This is a genomic window from Leisingera sp. M658 (assembly GCF_025144145.1).
In the GTDB taxonomy this organism is placed as follows: Bacteria; Pseudomonadota; Alphaproteobacteria; order Rhodobacterales; family Rhodobacteraceae; genus Leisingera.
The window spans coordinates 1953663-1967541 of the sequence record NZ_CP083546.1 but is presented as its reverse complement, the minus strand read 5'-3'; the positions used below and the strand labels follow the sequence as shown (position 1 = coordinate 1967541).

Annotated in this window: 13 protein-coding genes; 5 read left to right on the top strand and 8 right to left on the bottom strand. The window is 59.6% G+C overall.

Annotation, left to right across the window (positions count from 1 at the left end; translation table 11 throughout):
- The first annotated feature begins 9 nt into the window (after positions 1-9).
- Both K3724_RS09820 and K3724_RS09815 read left to right on the top strand, forming a co-directional pair.
- On the top strand, positions 10-267 hold the full coding sequence (locus tag K3724_RS09820; protein WP_129370852.1) for an acyl carrier protein: 258 nt from the start codon (positions 10-12) through the stop codon (positions 265-267).
- Positions 268-275: 8 nt separating this feature from the next.
- On the top strand, positions 276-1484 hold the full coding sequence (locus K3724_RS09815; RefSeq protein WP_259992245.1) for a beta-ketoacyl synthase: 1209 nt from the start codon (positions 276-278) through the stop codon (positions 1482-1484).
- Positions 1485-1550: 66 nt separating this feature from the next.
- On the opposite strand, the gene K3724_RS09810 is transcribed toward K3724_RS09815, so the two are convergent.
- Complete coding sequence (locus tag K3724_RS09810) at positions 1551-2189, bottom strand: invasion associated locus B family protein (RefSeq protein WP_259992243.1); 639 nt, start codon at positions 2187-2189, stop codon at positions 1551-1553.
- A 497-nt stretch (positions 2190-2686) separates the two neighbouring features.
- Between K3724_RS09810 and K3724_RS09805 the strand changes: the two genes are divergently transcribed.
- Positions 2687-4231 (top strand): DUF853 domain-containing protein, encoded by a 1545-nt coding sequence (locus tag K3724_RS09805; RefSeq protein WP_259992241.1) that lies wholly within the window; start codon positions 2687-2689, stop codon positions 4229-4231.
- A gap of 106 nt (positions 4232-4337) precedes the next feature.
- On the opposite strand, the gene K3724_RS09800 is transcribed toward K3724_RS09805, so the two are convergent.
- The 6 genes from K3724_RS09800 to K3724_RS09775 form a co-directional block, all read right to left on the bottom strand.
- Complete coding sequence (locus K3724_RS09800) at positions 4338-5660, bottom strand: branched-chain amino acid ABC transporter permease (protein ID WP_259992239.1); 1323 nt, start codon at positions 5658-5660, stop codon at positions 4338-4340.
- Positions 5657-6667: a branched-chain amino acid ABC transporter permease gene (locus K3724_RS09795; protein WP_259992237.1), complete on the bottom strand. Its 1011-nt coding sequence runs from the start codon at positions 6665-6667 to the stop codon at positions 5657-5659. Before K3724_RS09795 ends, K3724_RS09800 begins: the two co-directional genes overlap by 4 nt.
- A complete protein-coding gene (locus K3724_RS09790; RefSeq protein ID WP_259992235.1) occupies positions 6667-7086 on the bottom strand; it encodes a hypothetical protein in 420 nt (139 codons plus the stop codon). The genes K3724_RS09795 and K3724_RS09790 overlap by 1 nt, the downstream gene beginning before the upstream one ends.
- A gap of 3 nt (positions 7087-7089) precedes the next feature.
- Positions 7090-7803 carry an ABC transporter ATP-binding protein gene (locus K3724_RS09785; RefSeq protein ID WP_259992233.1) on the bottom strand — a complete coding sequence of 238 codons (714 nt, stop codon included), beginning with the start codon at positions 7801-7803 and terminating at the stop codon, positions 7090-7092.
- 87 nt (positions 7804-7890) lie between these two features.
- On the bottom strand, positions 7891-8676 hold the full coding sequence (locus K3724_RS09780; protein WP_129370860.1) for an ABC transporter ATP-binding protein: 786 nt from the start codon (positions 8674-8676) through the stop codon (positions 7891-7893).
- A 98-nt stretch (positions 8677-8774) separates the two neighbouring features.
- Positions 8775-9968, bottom strand: coding sequence for an ABC transporter substrate-binding protein (locus tag K3724_RS09775; protein ID WP_129370861.1), 1194 nt, complete (start codon positions 9966-9968; stop codon positions 8775-8777).
- A gap of 231 nt (positions 9969-10199) precedes the next feature.
- Here K3724_RS09775 and K3724_RS09770 point away from each other — a divergent pair, with 231 nt between their 5' ends.
- Entirely contained in the window at positions 10200-11261 is a 1062-nt protein-coding gene (locus K3724_RS09770) for a PQQ-dependent sugar dehydrogenase (protein ID WP_409201418.1), read from the top strand.
- Positions 11262-11282: 21 nt separating this feature from the next.
- On the opposite strand, the gene K3724_RS09765 is transcribed toward K3724_RS09770, so the two are convergent.
- A complete protein-coding gene (locus K3724_RS09765; protein ID WP_259992226.1) occupies positions 11283-12287 on the bottom strand; it encodes a GlxA family transcriptional regulator in 1005 nt (334 codons plus the stop codon).
- Positions 12288-12468: 181 nt separating this feature from the next.
- On the opposite strand from K3724_RS09765, the gene K3724_RS09760 reads away from it, so the two are divergent.
- A complete protein-coding gene (locus K3724_RS09760) occupies positions 12469-13839 on the top strand; it encodes a class II 3-deoxy-7-phosphoheptulonate synthase (protein WP_259992224.1) in 1371 nt (456 codons plus the stop codon).
- Positions 13840-13879 lie beyond the last annotated feature (40 nt).

Genomic DNA, 13879 nt, shown 5'->3' with positions numbered 1-13879 from the left:
GATCTCCACATGAGCACGCAGGACAAGGTCATTGCAATTATTGCCGAACAGGCAGTTCTTGAGCCGTCGGATGTGACCCTCGACAGCACGTTGGAGGATCTGGGCATCGACAGCCTGGGCCTGGTGGAAAGCATCTTTGCCATTGAAGAGGAGTTTGATGTTTCGATTCCCTTCAATGCCAATGAACCCGAAAACAGTGATTTTAACATTTCCAATGTTGCGGCTATCGTCGAAGGCATCGACAAGCTGATTTTGGAAAAAGCGTAAGATAGCCAATGAAGCGCGTCGTCATCACCGGGGCTGGAACCATCAATGCCCTGGGACATTCCGTGCCCGCCACACTGGAGGCCATGCGCGAAGGCCGTTGCGGCATTGGAGAATTGGAGTTTCGCGATGTGGACCGCCTGGCAATCCGCATCGGCGGCCAGGTCCGCGGATTTGAGGCAGAAGGGCGGTTCAACCGCCAGCAGATGAGCCTCTATGACCGGTTCACCCAGTTCACCTTGACTGCGGCCAAAGAGGCGATCGAGCAATCAGGCCTGGAGTTCCATGGCGATCTGTCCGCCAAGGCCGGCGTGGTTCTGGGCAACTCCGGCGGCGGCATGCAAACGCTGGATGAGAACTACCGCAGCGTTTATGAGGACGGCAAGAACCGGGTGCACCCCTTTGTGGTGCCTAAGCTGATGAACAATGCGGCAGCCGGGCATGTGTCTATGCAGTTCAACCTCAAGGGGCCCAGTTTCACCGTGTCCACGGCCTGTGCGTCCTCCAATCACGCGATGGCGCAGGCGTTTCAGATGGTGCGCTCGGGTATGAGCCCGGCAATGATCACCGGCGGCTCTGAATCCATGCTGTGCTTTGGCGGAGTCAAGGCCTGGGAAGGGCTGCGGGTGATGTCCAAGGACGCCTGCCGCCCGTTCAGCGCCAACCGCAATGGTATGGTGCAGGGCGAGGGCGCAGGCATATTTGTGTTCGAAGAATATGAGCACGCCAGGGCACGCGATGCAGAAATTCTGTGCGAAATCATCGGATTTGCCATGTCCTCGGACGCTTCCGACATCGTGATGCCCAGCAAGCAGGGCGCCGCCCGTGCCATTTCTGGCGCATTGCAGGATGCCCGTATCAACGCGTCTGAGGTGGGATATATCAACGCTCATGGCACCGGCACCGCCGCCAATGACAAGACTGAATGCGCTGCCGTCGCGGATGTTTTCGGCCCCCATGCGGACAGGCTGATGATCTCCTCCACCAAATCCATGCATGGCCATCTTATCGGCGGCACCGGTGCGGTGGAGTTGCTGGCCTGCATCATGGCGCTGCGCGACGGGGTGATCGCTCCGACTATCGGTTATGAAGACCCCGATCCGGAATGCGCGCTGGATGTGGTGCCGAATGAGGCCCGCGAGGCCAAGGTCGATGTGGCCCTGTCCAACGCCTTTGCCTTTGGCGGGCTGAACGCGGTGCTGGCCCTGCGCAAGGTCTGAAACAAGCAAAGAAAAACGCCGCGGCCCGACGGCGCGCGGCGTTTTCAGTTTTCAATGCCAGCGGGCTTATTGCTTGACCACGTCCACAACGTCAAAGCCGGCAGTGAAACCGCTCAGCGACAGTTTCATCTGCACCACTTGATCCGGTGCCGGCGCCGGACGCAGCGACAGAACGGCTTCCTTGCCCTTCCGGAAGGCGTCGATGTCGCCCTGGGTCAGGCCGATCTGTGCAACGCAGCCCAGCTGGTTGCAAAACGAATAGTTGTAGCGTTTGGCCGGGGCGCCATCGATCGAGATCGTCAGAGCCGCGGGCAGCAGGGTTTCCAGCGGCACGATGACGGTGGCCCCGGCAACGGCCTGGCCGCCTTGCTGGTCGATACGGAACAGCGACACTTCGGCAATCGGGTTGCCTTGTGGGCCTGCCAGCACCTGCAACAGCGAGCAGGGGTCGGTGCCGCTGTCAGTTTTGATGCAGGCCAGATCCCAATCGCCGTGGGTTTCCTTGGAGTAGCGCTCGCCGGCCTGAGGGCCGTCGCTGACCGGTTCGCCCAGGTCCAGCAGCTGATCTGCGGTTGATTCCGTTTGTTCTGTCTGCTCAGCGGATTCCGCCCCCGCAGTCTCTTCCGCGGCTGTTTCCTGTGCCGCCAGCGGGGCGGACATGGCCAGCACTGCGGCAAGCGTGATCGGGGTCAGGGACTTCAACATGAATGCCTCATTTTTCTAAAGACGCTGGTTTTGCGTTTACCACGCCGGCCGGGTGGTGTCAGGCCAATAACAAATGATCTGCGGGGAAATCCGCGCAAAATGTTTCAAGCCCGGAAGTCACTGTACCGGAACAAAAAAGGGAACCGGATGGCCCCCTTTTTCGTGTTGTGTCTCCCCGTCGGACTGGCCGACTTAGTTATTGCGTAGGACGTTACGAAAGGGCTGGCCATCGGTCAACATGCAAGTTCAAAAAAAGTCGCGCAGGCTTCAATTTAGGGGGAATGGAACCCTGGCTGTCCGGATCGCCGCGGTATTTGCCTGTTTTGCAGGCAGTCCCGTCGAAAAAAGGAGGCCGTGCACAAGGCACGGCCAGTCTGACAGGGAGGAAATGTCCGCCACGGCAACCGCATTTGCGGGGGCGGGCAAGATTGACTATCGCACTGAAAAGTTAACGTTGTATTGTTATCCACAGGGAAAAAGACAGGCAGGGGACGGGCATGGCAGACAGTATCTTTCTGGGCGGCGGCGGCGAAGGTTATGGCACGCCGCAGGGGCTGGCACTGAAATACGCCAACCGGCATGGGCTGATCGCCGGGGCAACCGGCACAGGCAAGACTGTCACTCTGCAAATCCTGGCTGAAGGGTTTTCCAATGCCGGCGTGCCGGTGATTTTGGCGGATGTGAAGGGGGATCTGTCCGGCTTGGCAAAGCCTGGATCACCAAGCCACAAACTGCATGACGCCTTCACCTCGCGCGCGGAAAAAATCGGGTTTGCTGATTACTGCTATCATGCCTGCCCGGTGACGTTCTGGGACCTGTACGGTGTACAGGGCCATCCTGTGCGAACTACTGTTGCGGAAATGGGCCCGCTGCTGCTGTCCCGGCTATTGGAGCTGAGCGAAGCGCAGGAAGGCATTTTAAACATCGCGTTCAGGCTGGCAGATGAAGACGCCTTGCCGCTGCTGGACTTGAAAGATCTGCAATCGCTGTTGGTCTGGATCGGAGAAAACCGGACGCAGCTGTCCCTGCGCTACGGCAACGTGTCCCCGGCTTCAATCGGTGCTATCCAGCGGCGTCTGCTAGTACTGGAAAATCAGGGCGGTGCCGGCCTGTTCGGGGAGCCGGCATTGGCGCTCAGCGATCTGATGCGGTGCGATGACGCTGGTAAGGGCGTGGTCAACATTCTGGCCGCAGACAAGCTGATGGCGGCGCCGGGGCTCTATTCAACCTTTTTGCTGTGGCTGCTGAGCGAGCTGTTCGAAGAGCTGCCCGAGGTGGGCGATCCTGAGAAACCGCGCCTGGTGTTCTTTTTCGATGAGGCGCATCTCTTGTTTGAGGATGCGCCGAAAGCGCTGGTCGACAAGGTCGAACAAGTGGCGCGGCTGATCCGGTCCAAAGGGGTGGGGATCTATTTTGTCACCCAGAATCCGGCTGATGTGCCGGAGGATATCCTCGGCCAGCTTGGCAACCGTATCCAGCACGCGCTGCGTGCTTTTACCGCCAGGGACCGCAGAAACCTGAAACTGGCGGCGGAAACCTACCGCGAGAACCCGCGTTTTTCCACCGGAGAGGCTATCCGTGAGGTTGGCGTCGGCGAAGCCGTCACCTCAATGCTGCAGAAAAAAGGCGTGCCGGGCGTGGTTGAACGCACGCTGATCCGCCCGCCAGGTACCCGGCTTGGACCGCTTACGGTTCAGGAGCGGGAGGAAATGCTGAAAAATTCGGACATGGCGGGGAAATACGACAATCCGCTGGACCGGCGGTCGGCCTATGAAATCCTGGCACAGCGAGCGGAGGCGGCGGCAGAGGAAGCGGAAGAATCCGAGGCTGCGGCAGAAGAGGCCCACCAGCCGATGGCGCGGGAATTCAACGCCGCCCGCCGGTATTCCGGTTCAAGGGTCAGCCGCTCGTCTGCAAAGGTTTTCCGCAAGAAAGACAGCTTCACCTCGGCAATGTCTGAAGCGGTGATCAAGGAGCTGAAGGGCACAACCGGGCGCCGGATTGTCCGCGGCATTCTCGGCAGCCTGTTCAAAGGGCGCTGAGAGTAAGAATGGGTTCGGCTGACGCCGAACCCATGCCTCCGGCGGGGGTATTTACCACCAGAAAGAAGCCAAAAGCGCCGCCCGGACCTCCAGGGCGGCGCTTGTTTTATTTTTCAGGAATCAGCCCGCGCGGGCTGAATCTGAGAACAAGCAGCAGTATCAAGCCCATCGTGAACAGCCGCATGTGCGAGGCGCTCTCTACCAGATGCGCCTTAAGAGCGCTGCCTTCGGCCATGCCGGAGGTGACAGCTTCCATCAGCAGAATGCCCATCGGCTCCACTTTGATCCAGAAGAACCAGATCAGCATGCCGCCCAGCACCGCGCCAAAGTTGTTGCCGGAACCGCCGACAATCACCATTACCCAGATCAGGAAGGTGAAACGCAGCGGGTTGTAGGTGCCCGGTGTCAGCTGGCTGTCCAGTGTGGTCATCATCGCACCGGCAATGCCGCAGATCGCGGAGCCCAGCACAAAGATCTGCAGATGGCGGCGGGTCACATTCTTGCCCATTGCCTCGGCCGCGGTCTCGTTGTCGCGGATTGCGCGCATCATCCGGCCCCAGGGGCTTTTCAACGCCATCTGCGCCATCCACAGCAGCGCCAGCAGCACCGCGGTGAACATCAGCGCATAGCCTGCCTTGACGTAGATGGTCGAGGCCAGAACTGGGTCGAGACCAAACCCTGCGGCACTCTCGACAAAGCCCGGATCGTTCTGCAGATCCACTTCATAAGGCAGCGGACGGGGCAGGCCGACGACGTTTTTTACGCCACGCGACAGCCAGTCCTCGTTCTTCAGTACGGCAAGGATGATCTCGGCGATGCCCAGCGTGGCAATCGCCAGATAGTCCGAACGCAGGCCCAATGCGGTCTTGCCAATGAGCCAGGCAGCACCCGCAGCCAGCAGTCCGCCCGCAGGCCAGGCCAGCAGCACCGGCAGGCCCAAGCCGCCAATGTTGCCTTGCAGTGCCGGGTTGATCGCCTCAACCGCACCAACCGCCGGATCAAAGATCGCACGGTAGACAAAGAAACCCGCGATCATCATACCAGCCAGCACCAACGCACGCAGTTTGCCGGGGGCCATGAATTTGCTGATCATCACACCGGCAACCACGGTCATGGCGCCCATGACCAGCGCCATCAAAATGCTGACCCCGCCCGAGGACCAGGCCGCAGGGATCACTGGGGTTGAGGTCAGCACCACAGCCAGCCCGCCAAGCGCGGTGAAACCCATGATGCCGACGTTGAACAGCCCTGCAAAGCCCCATTGGATGTTCACGCCGATCGCCATAATGGCTGAAATCAGCCCCATGTTCAGGATCACCAGCGCCGAGTTCCAGGAGCCGGAGAAGAACAGGAAGTCGGTCATGCCTTCAGCCAGGATCATCACGCCGACAAAGACGAAAAGAAGGGTATGTTTCATAGTGTCGGTCATACCGCTTTCCCTTTGAAAAGGCCGGTGGGCTTGAACAGGAGGACAACAATCAGGATCGCAAAGGAGACCGCGAATTTGTAATCGGTGCTGAGGAGCTGAACCAGCCCGTCAGGCGCCAGGCTGTCCGGCAGCCCGTAGGTCAGAGCCTTTTTCCATGCATAGGTGATCGTCACCTCGGAAAAGGCAATGATGAACCCGCCCGCAATGGCGCCCAGCGGGCTGCCGAGGCCGCCAACAATGGCCGAGGCAAAGATCGGCAGCAGCAGCTGGAAATAGGTGAAGGGCTTGAACGACTTGTCGAGACCGTAAAGCACACCTGCTATGGTCGCCAGCGCCGCCACGATCATCCAGGTGTACATCACCACGCGCTCCGGGTTGATACCTGACAGCAGCGCCAGATCCTCGTTATCCGAATAGGCGCGCATGGATTTTCCGGTGCGGGTCTTGTTCAGGAACCAAAACAGCGCCGCCACAACGATGATCGCGGTGATCACGGTGATGCCTTGGGTGGTCTTGATCGCCAGGCCTTCGTTCAGGCCGGTCATCTGCTTGAAGGCGCGCGCCTTGATAATGAAACGCTCGCCGTCGGCAAACCGCTGGTCGCCAGGGCCGATGATGAAGCGAACGATACCGTTCATCATGAACATTACACCAAGCGAGACCATGACAAAGATCACCGGTTTTGCCTTCTGCTCGCGGTAGAACCGGTAAACGGTCCGGTCGGTCAGAAGCGCGAGGCCAATGGTCCCCAGGATGCCAAAAGGCAGGGCCAGCAGCGCGGTTGGCAGCACTCCAAAGCTGATCCCCATCGATTGAAACAGCCAGGTGATCAGGATCGTCACCATCGCACCGAACGCCATGGTGTCGCCATGGGCAAAGTTCGAGAACCGCAGGATCCCGTAGATCAGCGTTACACCTAGCGCGCCAAGCGCCAGCTGGCTGCCATAGGCGAGCCCGGGGACAAAAACAAAGTTGGTAAGCGCCACGAGGGCGTTGAGAAGGTCCATTAGAACACCTTTTCGCAGGGTCCGGTGAATACGCGTCTTGCATTCACGTAGTCGATGTATTTCCGGGGCTGGGTCCACAGTGTTGCCGAAAATCTGTTTTCATCGTTTGTTGTTAAAAACAGGGATTGGCTGGCGTGTTCGTCTTCAGTACGCGCCGTAAGCATTTTCTGCGGGGACTTGATTGTCCATTCGGCTCCAGACACGTCGATCTTGTCCATTACTTGGCCAGCTTCGGAAACGTGCTCGACTTCAAAAATTCCAAAATTTGTTTCAACTTTGTTCGGCGGTTGTCCCGAAAATTCCAAGCTGAGGCTCTCGTTTGCACATACAGTTTCGGCTGTACAAACTTCTTTAAGCAAACAGGGCTCGGCTGAAACACCAGAAGACAGCGCGAGGTATATTGGTATAGCGATCTTCATACCTCACCCCCCCAAGAACGACTTGCGCACTTCGGGATCGGCCAGCAGCTCCTTGCCGGTGCCGGAATAGGCATTGCGCCCCTGCACCAGAACATAACCTTTGTCCGCGATCTCAAGCGCTTGCTTGGCGTTCTGCTCCACCATCAGGACCGGCAGCCCGGTGCGGGCAACCTCGATGATCCGGTCGAACAGCTCATCCATCACGATGGGGGACACGCCCGCTGTGGGTTCGTCCAGCATCAAGACCTTGGGTTTGGTCATCAGCGCACGGCCCACTGCCACCTGCTGGCGCTGGCCGCCGGACAGCTCACCCGCCGGCTGGCTACGCTTGTCGCGCAGGATCGGGAACAGGCTATAGATTTGCTCAATGGTCCCGGAAAAATCATCAGTTCGGATAAAGGCACCCATTTCCAGGTTCTCCTCCACCGTCATCGAGGTGAAGATGTTGCTGGTCTGGGGCACAAACCCCATGCCCTTGACCACCCGGTCCTGCGGCGACAGCGCGGTGATATCCTCGCCGCCCAGCCGCACAGTCCCTGAATGCACGTTCAGCATCCCGAACACTGCCTTCATCGCGGTGGATTTACCGGCCCCGTTCGGGCCAACAATGACGGCGATCTCGCCGGGGTTCACGGCGATGGTGCAATCATGCAGGATATCCGGCCCCTTGCCGTATCCGCCTGTCATGCAATCACCAATTAGAAATGGTTCAGACATTCGCTGCCCCTTTCATCTTTCTGAAAATACTCCGGGGGAGCCGCGCAGCGGCGGGGGCAGAGCCCCAATAAGCAGCAAAGCAATCCATCACGTGTTTTCCAGCTTGTCTTTGTTCTTCAGGCCAGTGCCCAGATAGGCCTCGATCACCTGCTCATTCGCTTTGATCTCGTCCAAGGTACCTTCGGCCAGTTTCTTCCCCTCAGCCATGCAGATCACCGGATCGCACAGGCGGCCGATGAATTCCATGTCGTGCTCAATGACGACAAAAGTATAGCCGCGCTCCTCGTTCAGACGCTTGATCGCATCAGCAATGGTATACAGCAGGGTCCGGTTCACGCCGGCGCCGACCTCATCCAGAAAGACGATTTTGGCATCCACCATCATGGTGCGGCCCAGCTCCAGCAGCTTCTTCTGGCCGCCGGATACCTGTCCTGCCTTCAGATCTGCGATATGGCTGATGGTGAGGAATTCCAGCACCTCATCCGCCTTGGCCCGCAGAGCGCGTTCCTCGTCGGCGATCCGCTTGCGGCCGAACCATGTGTTCCACAGGGTTTCGCCTGATTGCGCGCCAGGCACCATCATCAGGTTTTCCCGGCACGTCATGGATGAGAACTCATGCGCGATCTGGAAGGTGCGCAAGAGGCCCTTGTGGAACAGCTCATGCGGGGGCAGGCCGGTGATATCCTCACCGTCCATGGTGACACGGCCAAAGGTCGGCGGCAAAACACCCGCGATTACATTGAACAAAGTGGTCTTGCCGGCCCCGTTCGGGCCGATCAAACCGGTTATGGACCCCTTAGCGATTTCCAGCGAAGCGCCGTCAACCGCATGGAACCCGCCGAAGTGCTTATGCAAGTCCTCGACGACGATCATGACATTTCATCCCCTGCCGCGATTTTGCGGCGTTTTAAATTTGGAACAGCCCGGGCGGAACCCGGGCTGATCATTTTCTGTGTCTTTTCAGGGTCGTATCAGCGGAACTTGACGGTTTCGATTTTGCCGCCTTTGACTTCGACTTCGCGGTAAGAACCCGCGCTTTCACCCGGGCCGATCAGCTCAACGCCGGTTGCGCCCTGATAATCGATCTCACCGCCAGCGGCGAGGATTTCCAGTGCCTTACCCAGCTCGCCGGGGTTGATCGGCTCGCCCGGTCCATTGGCAACATCAAGGATCTTGCCCATGTAGTCCGCCGGTTTGGTCGAATTGGCAGCCTGCATTGCCAGCAGGAACAGCGCAGCAGCATCATAGGATTCCGGCGCATAAGCCGACGTGCCGTCAAAGCCTGCTTCCTTGGCCATTTCAGCAAAAACCTTGGAGCCTTCGCTGTCCGAGCCTGCGATCTGGCCGAAAGACCCATCGAGATCCGGGCCGACATTTTGCGGCAGGGAATCGCCGATCATGCCGTCGGGCAGGCCGAACATGTCAAACGCGCCGCTGTCCAGCGAGCCTTGGATGATGCCCAGACCGCCTTGGTCCAGGTAACCGGCAACAACCAGAACGTCGCCGCCAGCCGAGGCCAGCGCGCCGACTTCAGCCGAATAATCGCCTTTGCCGTCTTCGTGGGCCGCAACGATGGTGACTTCGCCGCCGGAGGCTTCGAAGGCGGATTGGATCGAATCCGCAAGACCTTTGCCGTAGTCGTTGTTGGTGTAGGTCAGTGCGATCGACGAGACGCCGCGCTCTTTCAGCACGTCTGCCATGATCTCACCCTGGCGCGCGTCCGAAGGCGTGGTGCGGAAGAACAGGCCGTTGTCTTCCATTGTGCTCAGCCCGGGCGAGCTGGCGGACGGGGAAATCATCACCATGCCGTTGGGGATGGCCACGTTTTGCAGAACTGCACCGGTCACGCCCGAGCAATCGCCGCCGACAATGCCGTTCACGCCTTCTGAGATGATTTTCTCGGCGTTGGCCACAGCCAGGCCGTTGTCGACACAGCCGTTGTCAGCACGAACAGAGCTGACGGTCGCGCTGTCCAGCAGTTTGCCGGATTTGGTGACTTCTTCCATCGCCAGTTCCGCGCCGCTGGCCATTGCCGGCGTCAGCGATTCAATCGGGCCGGTGAATCCGAACAAGATGCCGAGCTTCACTTCCTTGGCGTGGCCGCCGGCATATGCGGTGCCAGCCGTCAGCGCAGCGGCCGCAGTGGCCATCAGCAGTTTCTTCATTTGAAAACTCCCATTGTTGGAACAAAAATGTTCACATCGGACCCTAGGCAAGCCGGTTCCAAAAGAAAAGTCCTATTGAACCGGAACAGTTTTCCCCAGGCCGCTTGGTTTATGCTGCACCTCCATATGATCCCCGGATGCAGCGCGGGCGTGGATTTACAAGGGAATCAACAGAAGGAAAAGACCTCAATGCTGGAGTACTCACGCCTTTTGACGGTAGCCGCCGCGCTGATGACGGTTTTCACGGCTTCTTATGCAGAAAAGCTTCCGTCCAGTCAGGGAGATCTTAGTGTAACGATGATGGCCGATGGCTTTGATGTGCCTTGGGCAATTGATTTTCTGCCGGACGGCAGCCTGCTGGTAACTGAACGCGATGGGCAGTTGCTTCATGTCCGCGCGGGGCGCAAACAACATGTCAAAGGGGTGCCTCCCGTGGCCGCCGAAGGGCAGGGCGGCCTGCTGGATGTGATGGTGCCAAGGGATTTCACCCAAAGCCGCGAGGTTTTCTTGACCTTTGCCAGGCGTCAGGGCCGCGGTGCAGGCACCGCGCTGGCTGTTGGGCGGCTTAGCCCGGACAACACCCGCCTGACAGACGTCCGGGTGCTGTTCGAAGCTGCACCGGGTGCATTGGGCGGGCGGCATTTCGGCGCCCGCGTGGTGGAAGCGAGGGATGGCAGCCTGTTCACTTCGCTGGGCGAGCGCGGCGACCGGCCCAGTGCCCAAAATCTGCGGCTGCATCAGGGATCGGTGGTGCGGATCAACCGTGACGGCTCGGTTCCTGCCGGCAATCCGTTCACTGGCACGCAAGGTGCACAGCCGGAAATCTGGTCCTACGGACACCGCAATCCGCAGGGCATGGCGCTGGATCTGCAGGGCAACCTGTGGGTTGCGGAACACGGCGCCAAAGGCGGCGATGAGGTGAACCGGGTCCGCAAGGGCGCCAACTACGGCTGGCCGGTGATTTCTTACGGGCGCCATTATTCGGGGGGCAAAATCGGCGAAGGCACCGCGAAACCAGGAATGGAGCAGCCGGAATGGTACTGGGATCCGTCCATCGCACCGTCCGGTTTGATGATTTACTCCGGCCGGATGTGGCCGCAGTGGCGCGGAGATATCTTTGTAGGCTCGCTGAAATTCGACTACATTTCCCGCCTTTCGGGAACGCCCCTTATAGAAGCGGAGCAGCTGCGCAGCGGCGAAACCGGGCGCATCCGTGACCTGCAGGAGGCGCCCGACGGCAGTATCTGGTTTGCTTCGGAAAGCGAGGGCGCGGTGTACAGGCTATCGCGCTGACCAGCGGGCTGGCAGCGTTGGTCACACCTTGTACGTTGCCGCCTTGCTGCCGCGTTCGCGGTAAGGGGTGGTGTCGTAATGCGCCCGGTAGCACTTGGAGAAATGCGACGGTGAGGCAAAGCCGCAGGCCAGTGCCACGTTGATCACGCTCATATCCGTCTGCATCAGCAGGTTGCGCGCCTTTTGCAGCCGGATTTCCATGTAGTAGCGCTTGGGCGAGCGGTTCAGGTAGCGGCGGAACAGACGCTCCAGCTGGCGGGTGGACATGCCGACGTCCTGCGCCAGAACCGACGGGCTGATCGGCTCTTCGATATTGGCTTCCATCATCTGGATCACCATTGACAGCTTCGGATGGCGCACCCCGATGCGGGTCGGGATCGACAGCCGCTGGGTATCCTGGTCGGTCCGGATGGACGAATAGATCAGCTGGTCCGCCACCGCATTGGCCAGCTCCTCGCCATGGTCATTGGCAATCAGCTTGAGCATCAGATCGATGGACGAGGTGCCGCCTGCAGTGGACAGCCGGTTGCCATCAATCACAAAGACCGATTTGGTCAGGTCAACCTCGTCGAACTCCTCGGCAAAGCTGTCGGCGTTTTCCCAGTGGATGGTTGCCCGCTTACCGTCCAGCAGACCGGCCTTGGCCAATGTGTAAGAAGCGGTGCAAAGACCGCCGATGGTCAGCCCCTTGCGGGCTTCGCGGCGCAGCCAGGCCAAGAGCTTTTTGGTGGTGGAGTCCTGCACATCAATACCAGAGCACAGCATGACCACATCATCGCGGTGCAGGTCGCTCAGATCGCCGTCCAGATTGAACGTGGTGCCGGCCGAACAGGTCACCGTTTCACCGCCCTCACCGATCAGCGTCCAGGCATAGGTGTCCTTCCCATGCATCCGGTTGGCAATCCGCAGGCATTCGACAGCCGATGCATAGGAAAGCATCGTGAACTTATCGAGAAGCACAAAAACGAACCGCTTTGGCTGGCCGGCGTCAACTCCAGAATCAGCAGGCTTGCGTGGCGTCTGCATGGCGAGCGTCCTTCAAGAAACAATTCGGGCCGCGGCAGCACGCTCCGCGGCAGGTCGGGAAACCGTGCTCACAGCTTGGACCCGGGGTCAAGTGGGCGCAATTCTAAACTGGCCACCCCGGTGCGGATTTTGTATAGAGCCCCCAACACAATCCAAAGACCTCTGATGCGGAGATAAAGTCATGAGCGAATGGCAAAAAACGGACTGGCGCAACAAGCCGCGGGTTCAAATGCCGGACTATACCGATGCGGCAGCGCTGAATGCTGTCGAGGCTCAGCTTTCCAAATTCCCCCCGCTGGTCTTTGCCGGCGAAGCGCGCCGCCTTAAACAGCATATTGGTGCTGCAGGGCGCGGCGAAGCCTTTCTGCTGCAGGGCGGCGATTGCGCCGAAAGCTTTGACCAGTTCAGCGCTGATGCGATCCGCGACACCTTTATGGTGATGCTGCAGATGGCGATGGTGCTGACCTATGGCGCCAAGGTGCCGGTGGTGAAAGTGGGCCGTATGGCCGGCCAGTTTGCCAAGCCGCGCAGCGCGCCGACCGAAATCATTGATGGCGTTGAGCTGCCCAGCTACCGCGGCGACATCATCAACGAGCTGGACTTTACCTCTGCCGCGCGCATTCCCAACCCGCAGAAGATGCTGCAGGCCTATACCCAGGCCGCTGCAACGCTGAACCTGCTGCGCGCTTTCTCTACCGGCGGGTTTGCCGATATGAGCCGGGTGCATTCCTGGACCCTGGGCTTTACCGATGAGCAGGAAGTCCAGAAATACAGCGAGATCGCAAACCGTATTCAGGACACCATTGATTTCATGGCTGCCGCCGGCATAACCGCCGACACCACCCACGAATTCTCGACCGTGGATTTCTACACCAGCCACGAAGGGCTGCTGCTGGAATATGAGGAAGCGCTGACCCGGCTTGATTCAACCTCCGGCAAATGGCTGGCCGGTTCCGGCCACATGATCTGGATCGGCGACCGCACCCGCCAGCCAGACGGCGCCCATGTCGAGTTCTGCCGCGGCGTGCTGAACCCGATCGGCCTGAAATGCGGCCCGACCACCACCGCCGAAGACCTGAAGGTGCTGATTTCGCGCCTGAACCCGGAGAACGAAGAGGGCAAGCTGACCCTGATCGCCCGCTTCGGCGCAGGCAAGGCCGGTGAACATCTGCCGCGCTTGGTCAAGGCGGTCAAGGAAGAGGGCGCCAATGTCACCTGGGTCTGCGACCCGATGCATGGCAACACCATCAAATCCTCCACCGGTTACAAAACCCGTCCCTTCGACAGTGTTCTGCGCGAAGTGCGCGACTTCTTCGGTGTTCACAAGGCCGAAGGCACTATTCCGGGCGGCGTGCATTTCGAAATGACCGGCCAGGACGTGACCGAATGCACCGGCGGCGTCCGCGCGGTGACGGATGAGGATCTGAGCGACCGCTACCACACCGCCTGCGATCCGCGCCTCAACGCCAGCCAGTCGCTGGAACTGGCCTTCCTGGTGGCCGAGGAACTGTCTGCCCTGCGGGCCTCTCAAAGCACCCGCCAGGCTGGCTGAGGCCTGGACAGGCCGTGCGCTGTTACGGCGCGTGGCCTTT

Excerpts from the sequence above, each read along its gene's own strand:
- K3724_RS09820 (WP_129370852.1), top strand. The coding sequence starts at position 10 with ATGAGCACGCAGGACAAGGTCATTGCAATTATTGCCGAACAGGCAGTT.
- K3724_RS09815 (WP_259992245.1), top strand. The coding sequence starts at position 276 with ATGAAGCGCGTCGTCATCACCGGGGCTGGAACCATCAATGCCCTGGGA.
- K3724_RS09810 (WP_259992243.1), bottom strand. The coding sequence starts at position 2,189 with ATGTTGAAGTCCCTGACCCCGATCACGCTTGCCGCAGTGCTGGCCATG.
- K3724_RS09805 (WP_259992241.1), top strand. The coding sequence starts at position 2,687 with ATGGCAGACAGTATCTTTCTGGGCGGCGGCGGCGAAGGTTATGGCACG.
- K3724_RS09800 (WP_259992239.1), bottom strand. The coding sequence starts at position 5,660 with ATGACCGACACTATGAAACATACCCTTCTTTTCGTCTTTGTCGGCGTG.
- K3724_RS09795 (WP_259992237.1), bottom strand. The coding sequence starts at position 6,667 with ATGGACCTTCTCAACGCCCTCGTGGCGCTTACCAACTTTGTTTTTGTC.
- K3724_RS09790 (WP_259992235.1), bottom strand. The coding sequence starts at position 7,086 with ATGAAGATCGCTATACCAATATACCTCGCGCTGTCTTCTGGTGTTTCA.
- K3724_RS09785 (WP_259992233.1), bottom strand. The coding sequence starts at position 7,803 with ATGTCTGAACCATTTCTAATTGGTGATTGCATGACAGGCGGATACGGC.
- K3724_RS09780 (WP_129370860.1), bottom strand. The coding sequence starts at position 8,676 with ATGATCGTCGTCGAGGACTTGCATAAGCACTTCGGCGGGTTCCATGCG.
- K3724_RS09775 (WP_129370861.1), bottom strand. The coding sequence starts at position 9,968 with ATGAAGAAACTGCTGATGGCCACTGCGGCCGCTGCGCTGACGGCTGGC.
- K3724_RS09770 (WP_409201418.1), top strand. The coding sequence starts at position 10,200 with ATGACGGTTTTCACGGCTTCTTATGCAGAAAAGCTTCCGTCCAGTCAG.
- K3724_RS09765 (WP_259992226.1), bottom strand. The coding sequence starts at position 12,287 with ATGCAGACGCCACGCAAGCCTGCTGATTCTGGAGTTGACGCCGGCCAG.
- K3724_RS09760 (WP_259992224.1), top strand. The coding sequence starts at position 12,469 with ATGAGCGAATGGCAAAAAACGGACTGGCGCAACAAGCCGCGGGTTCAA.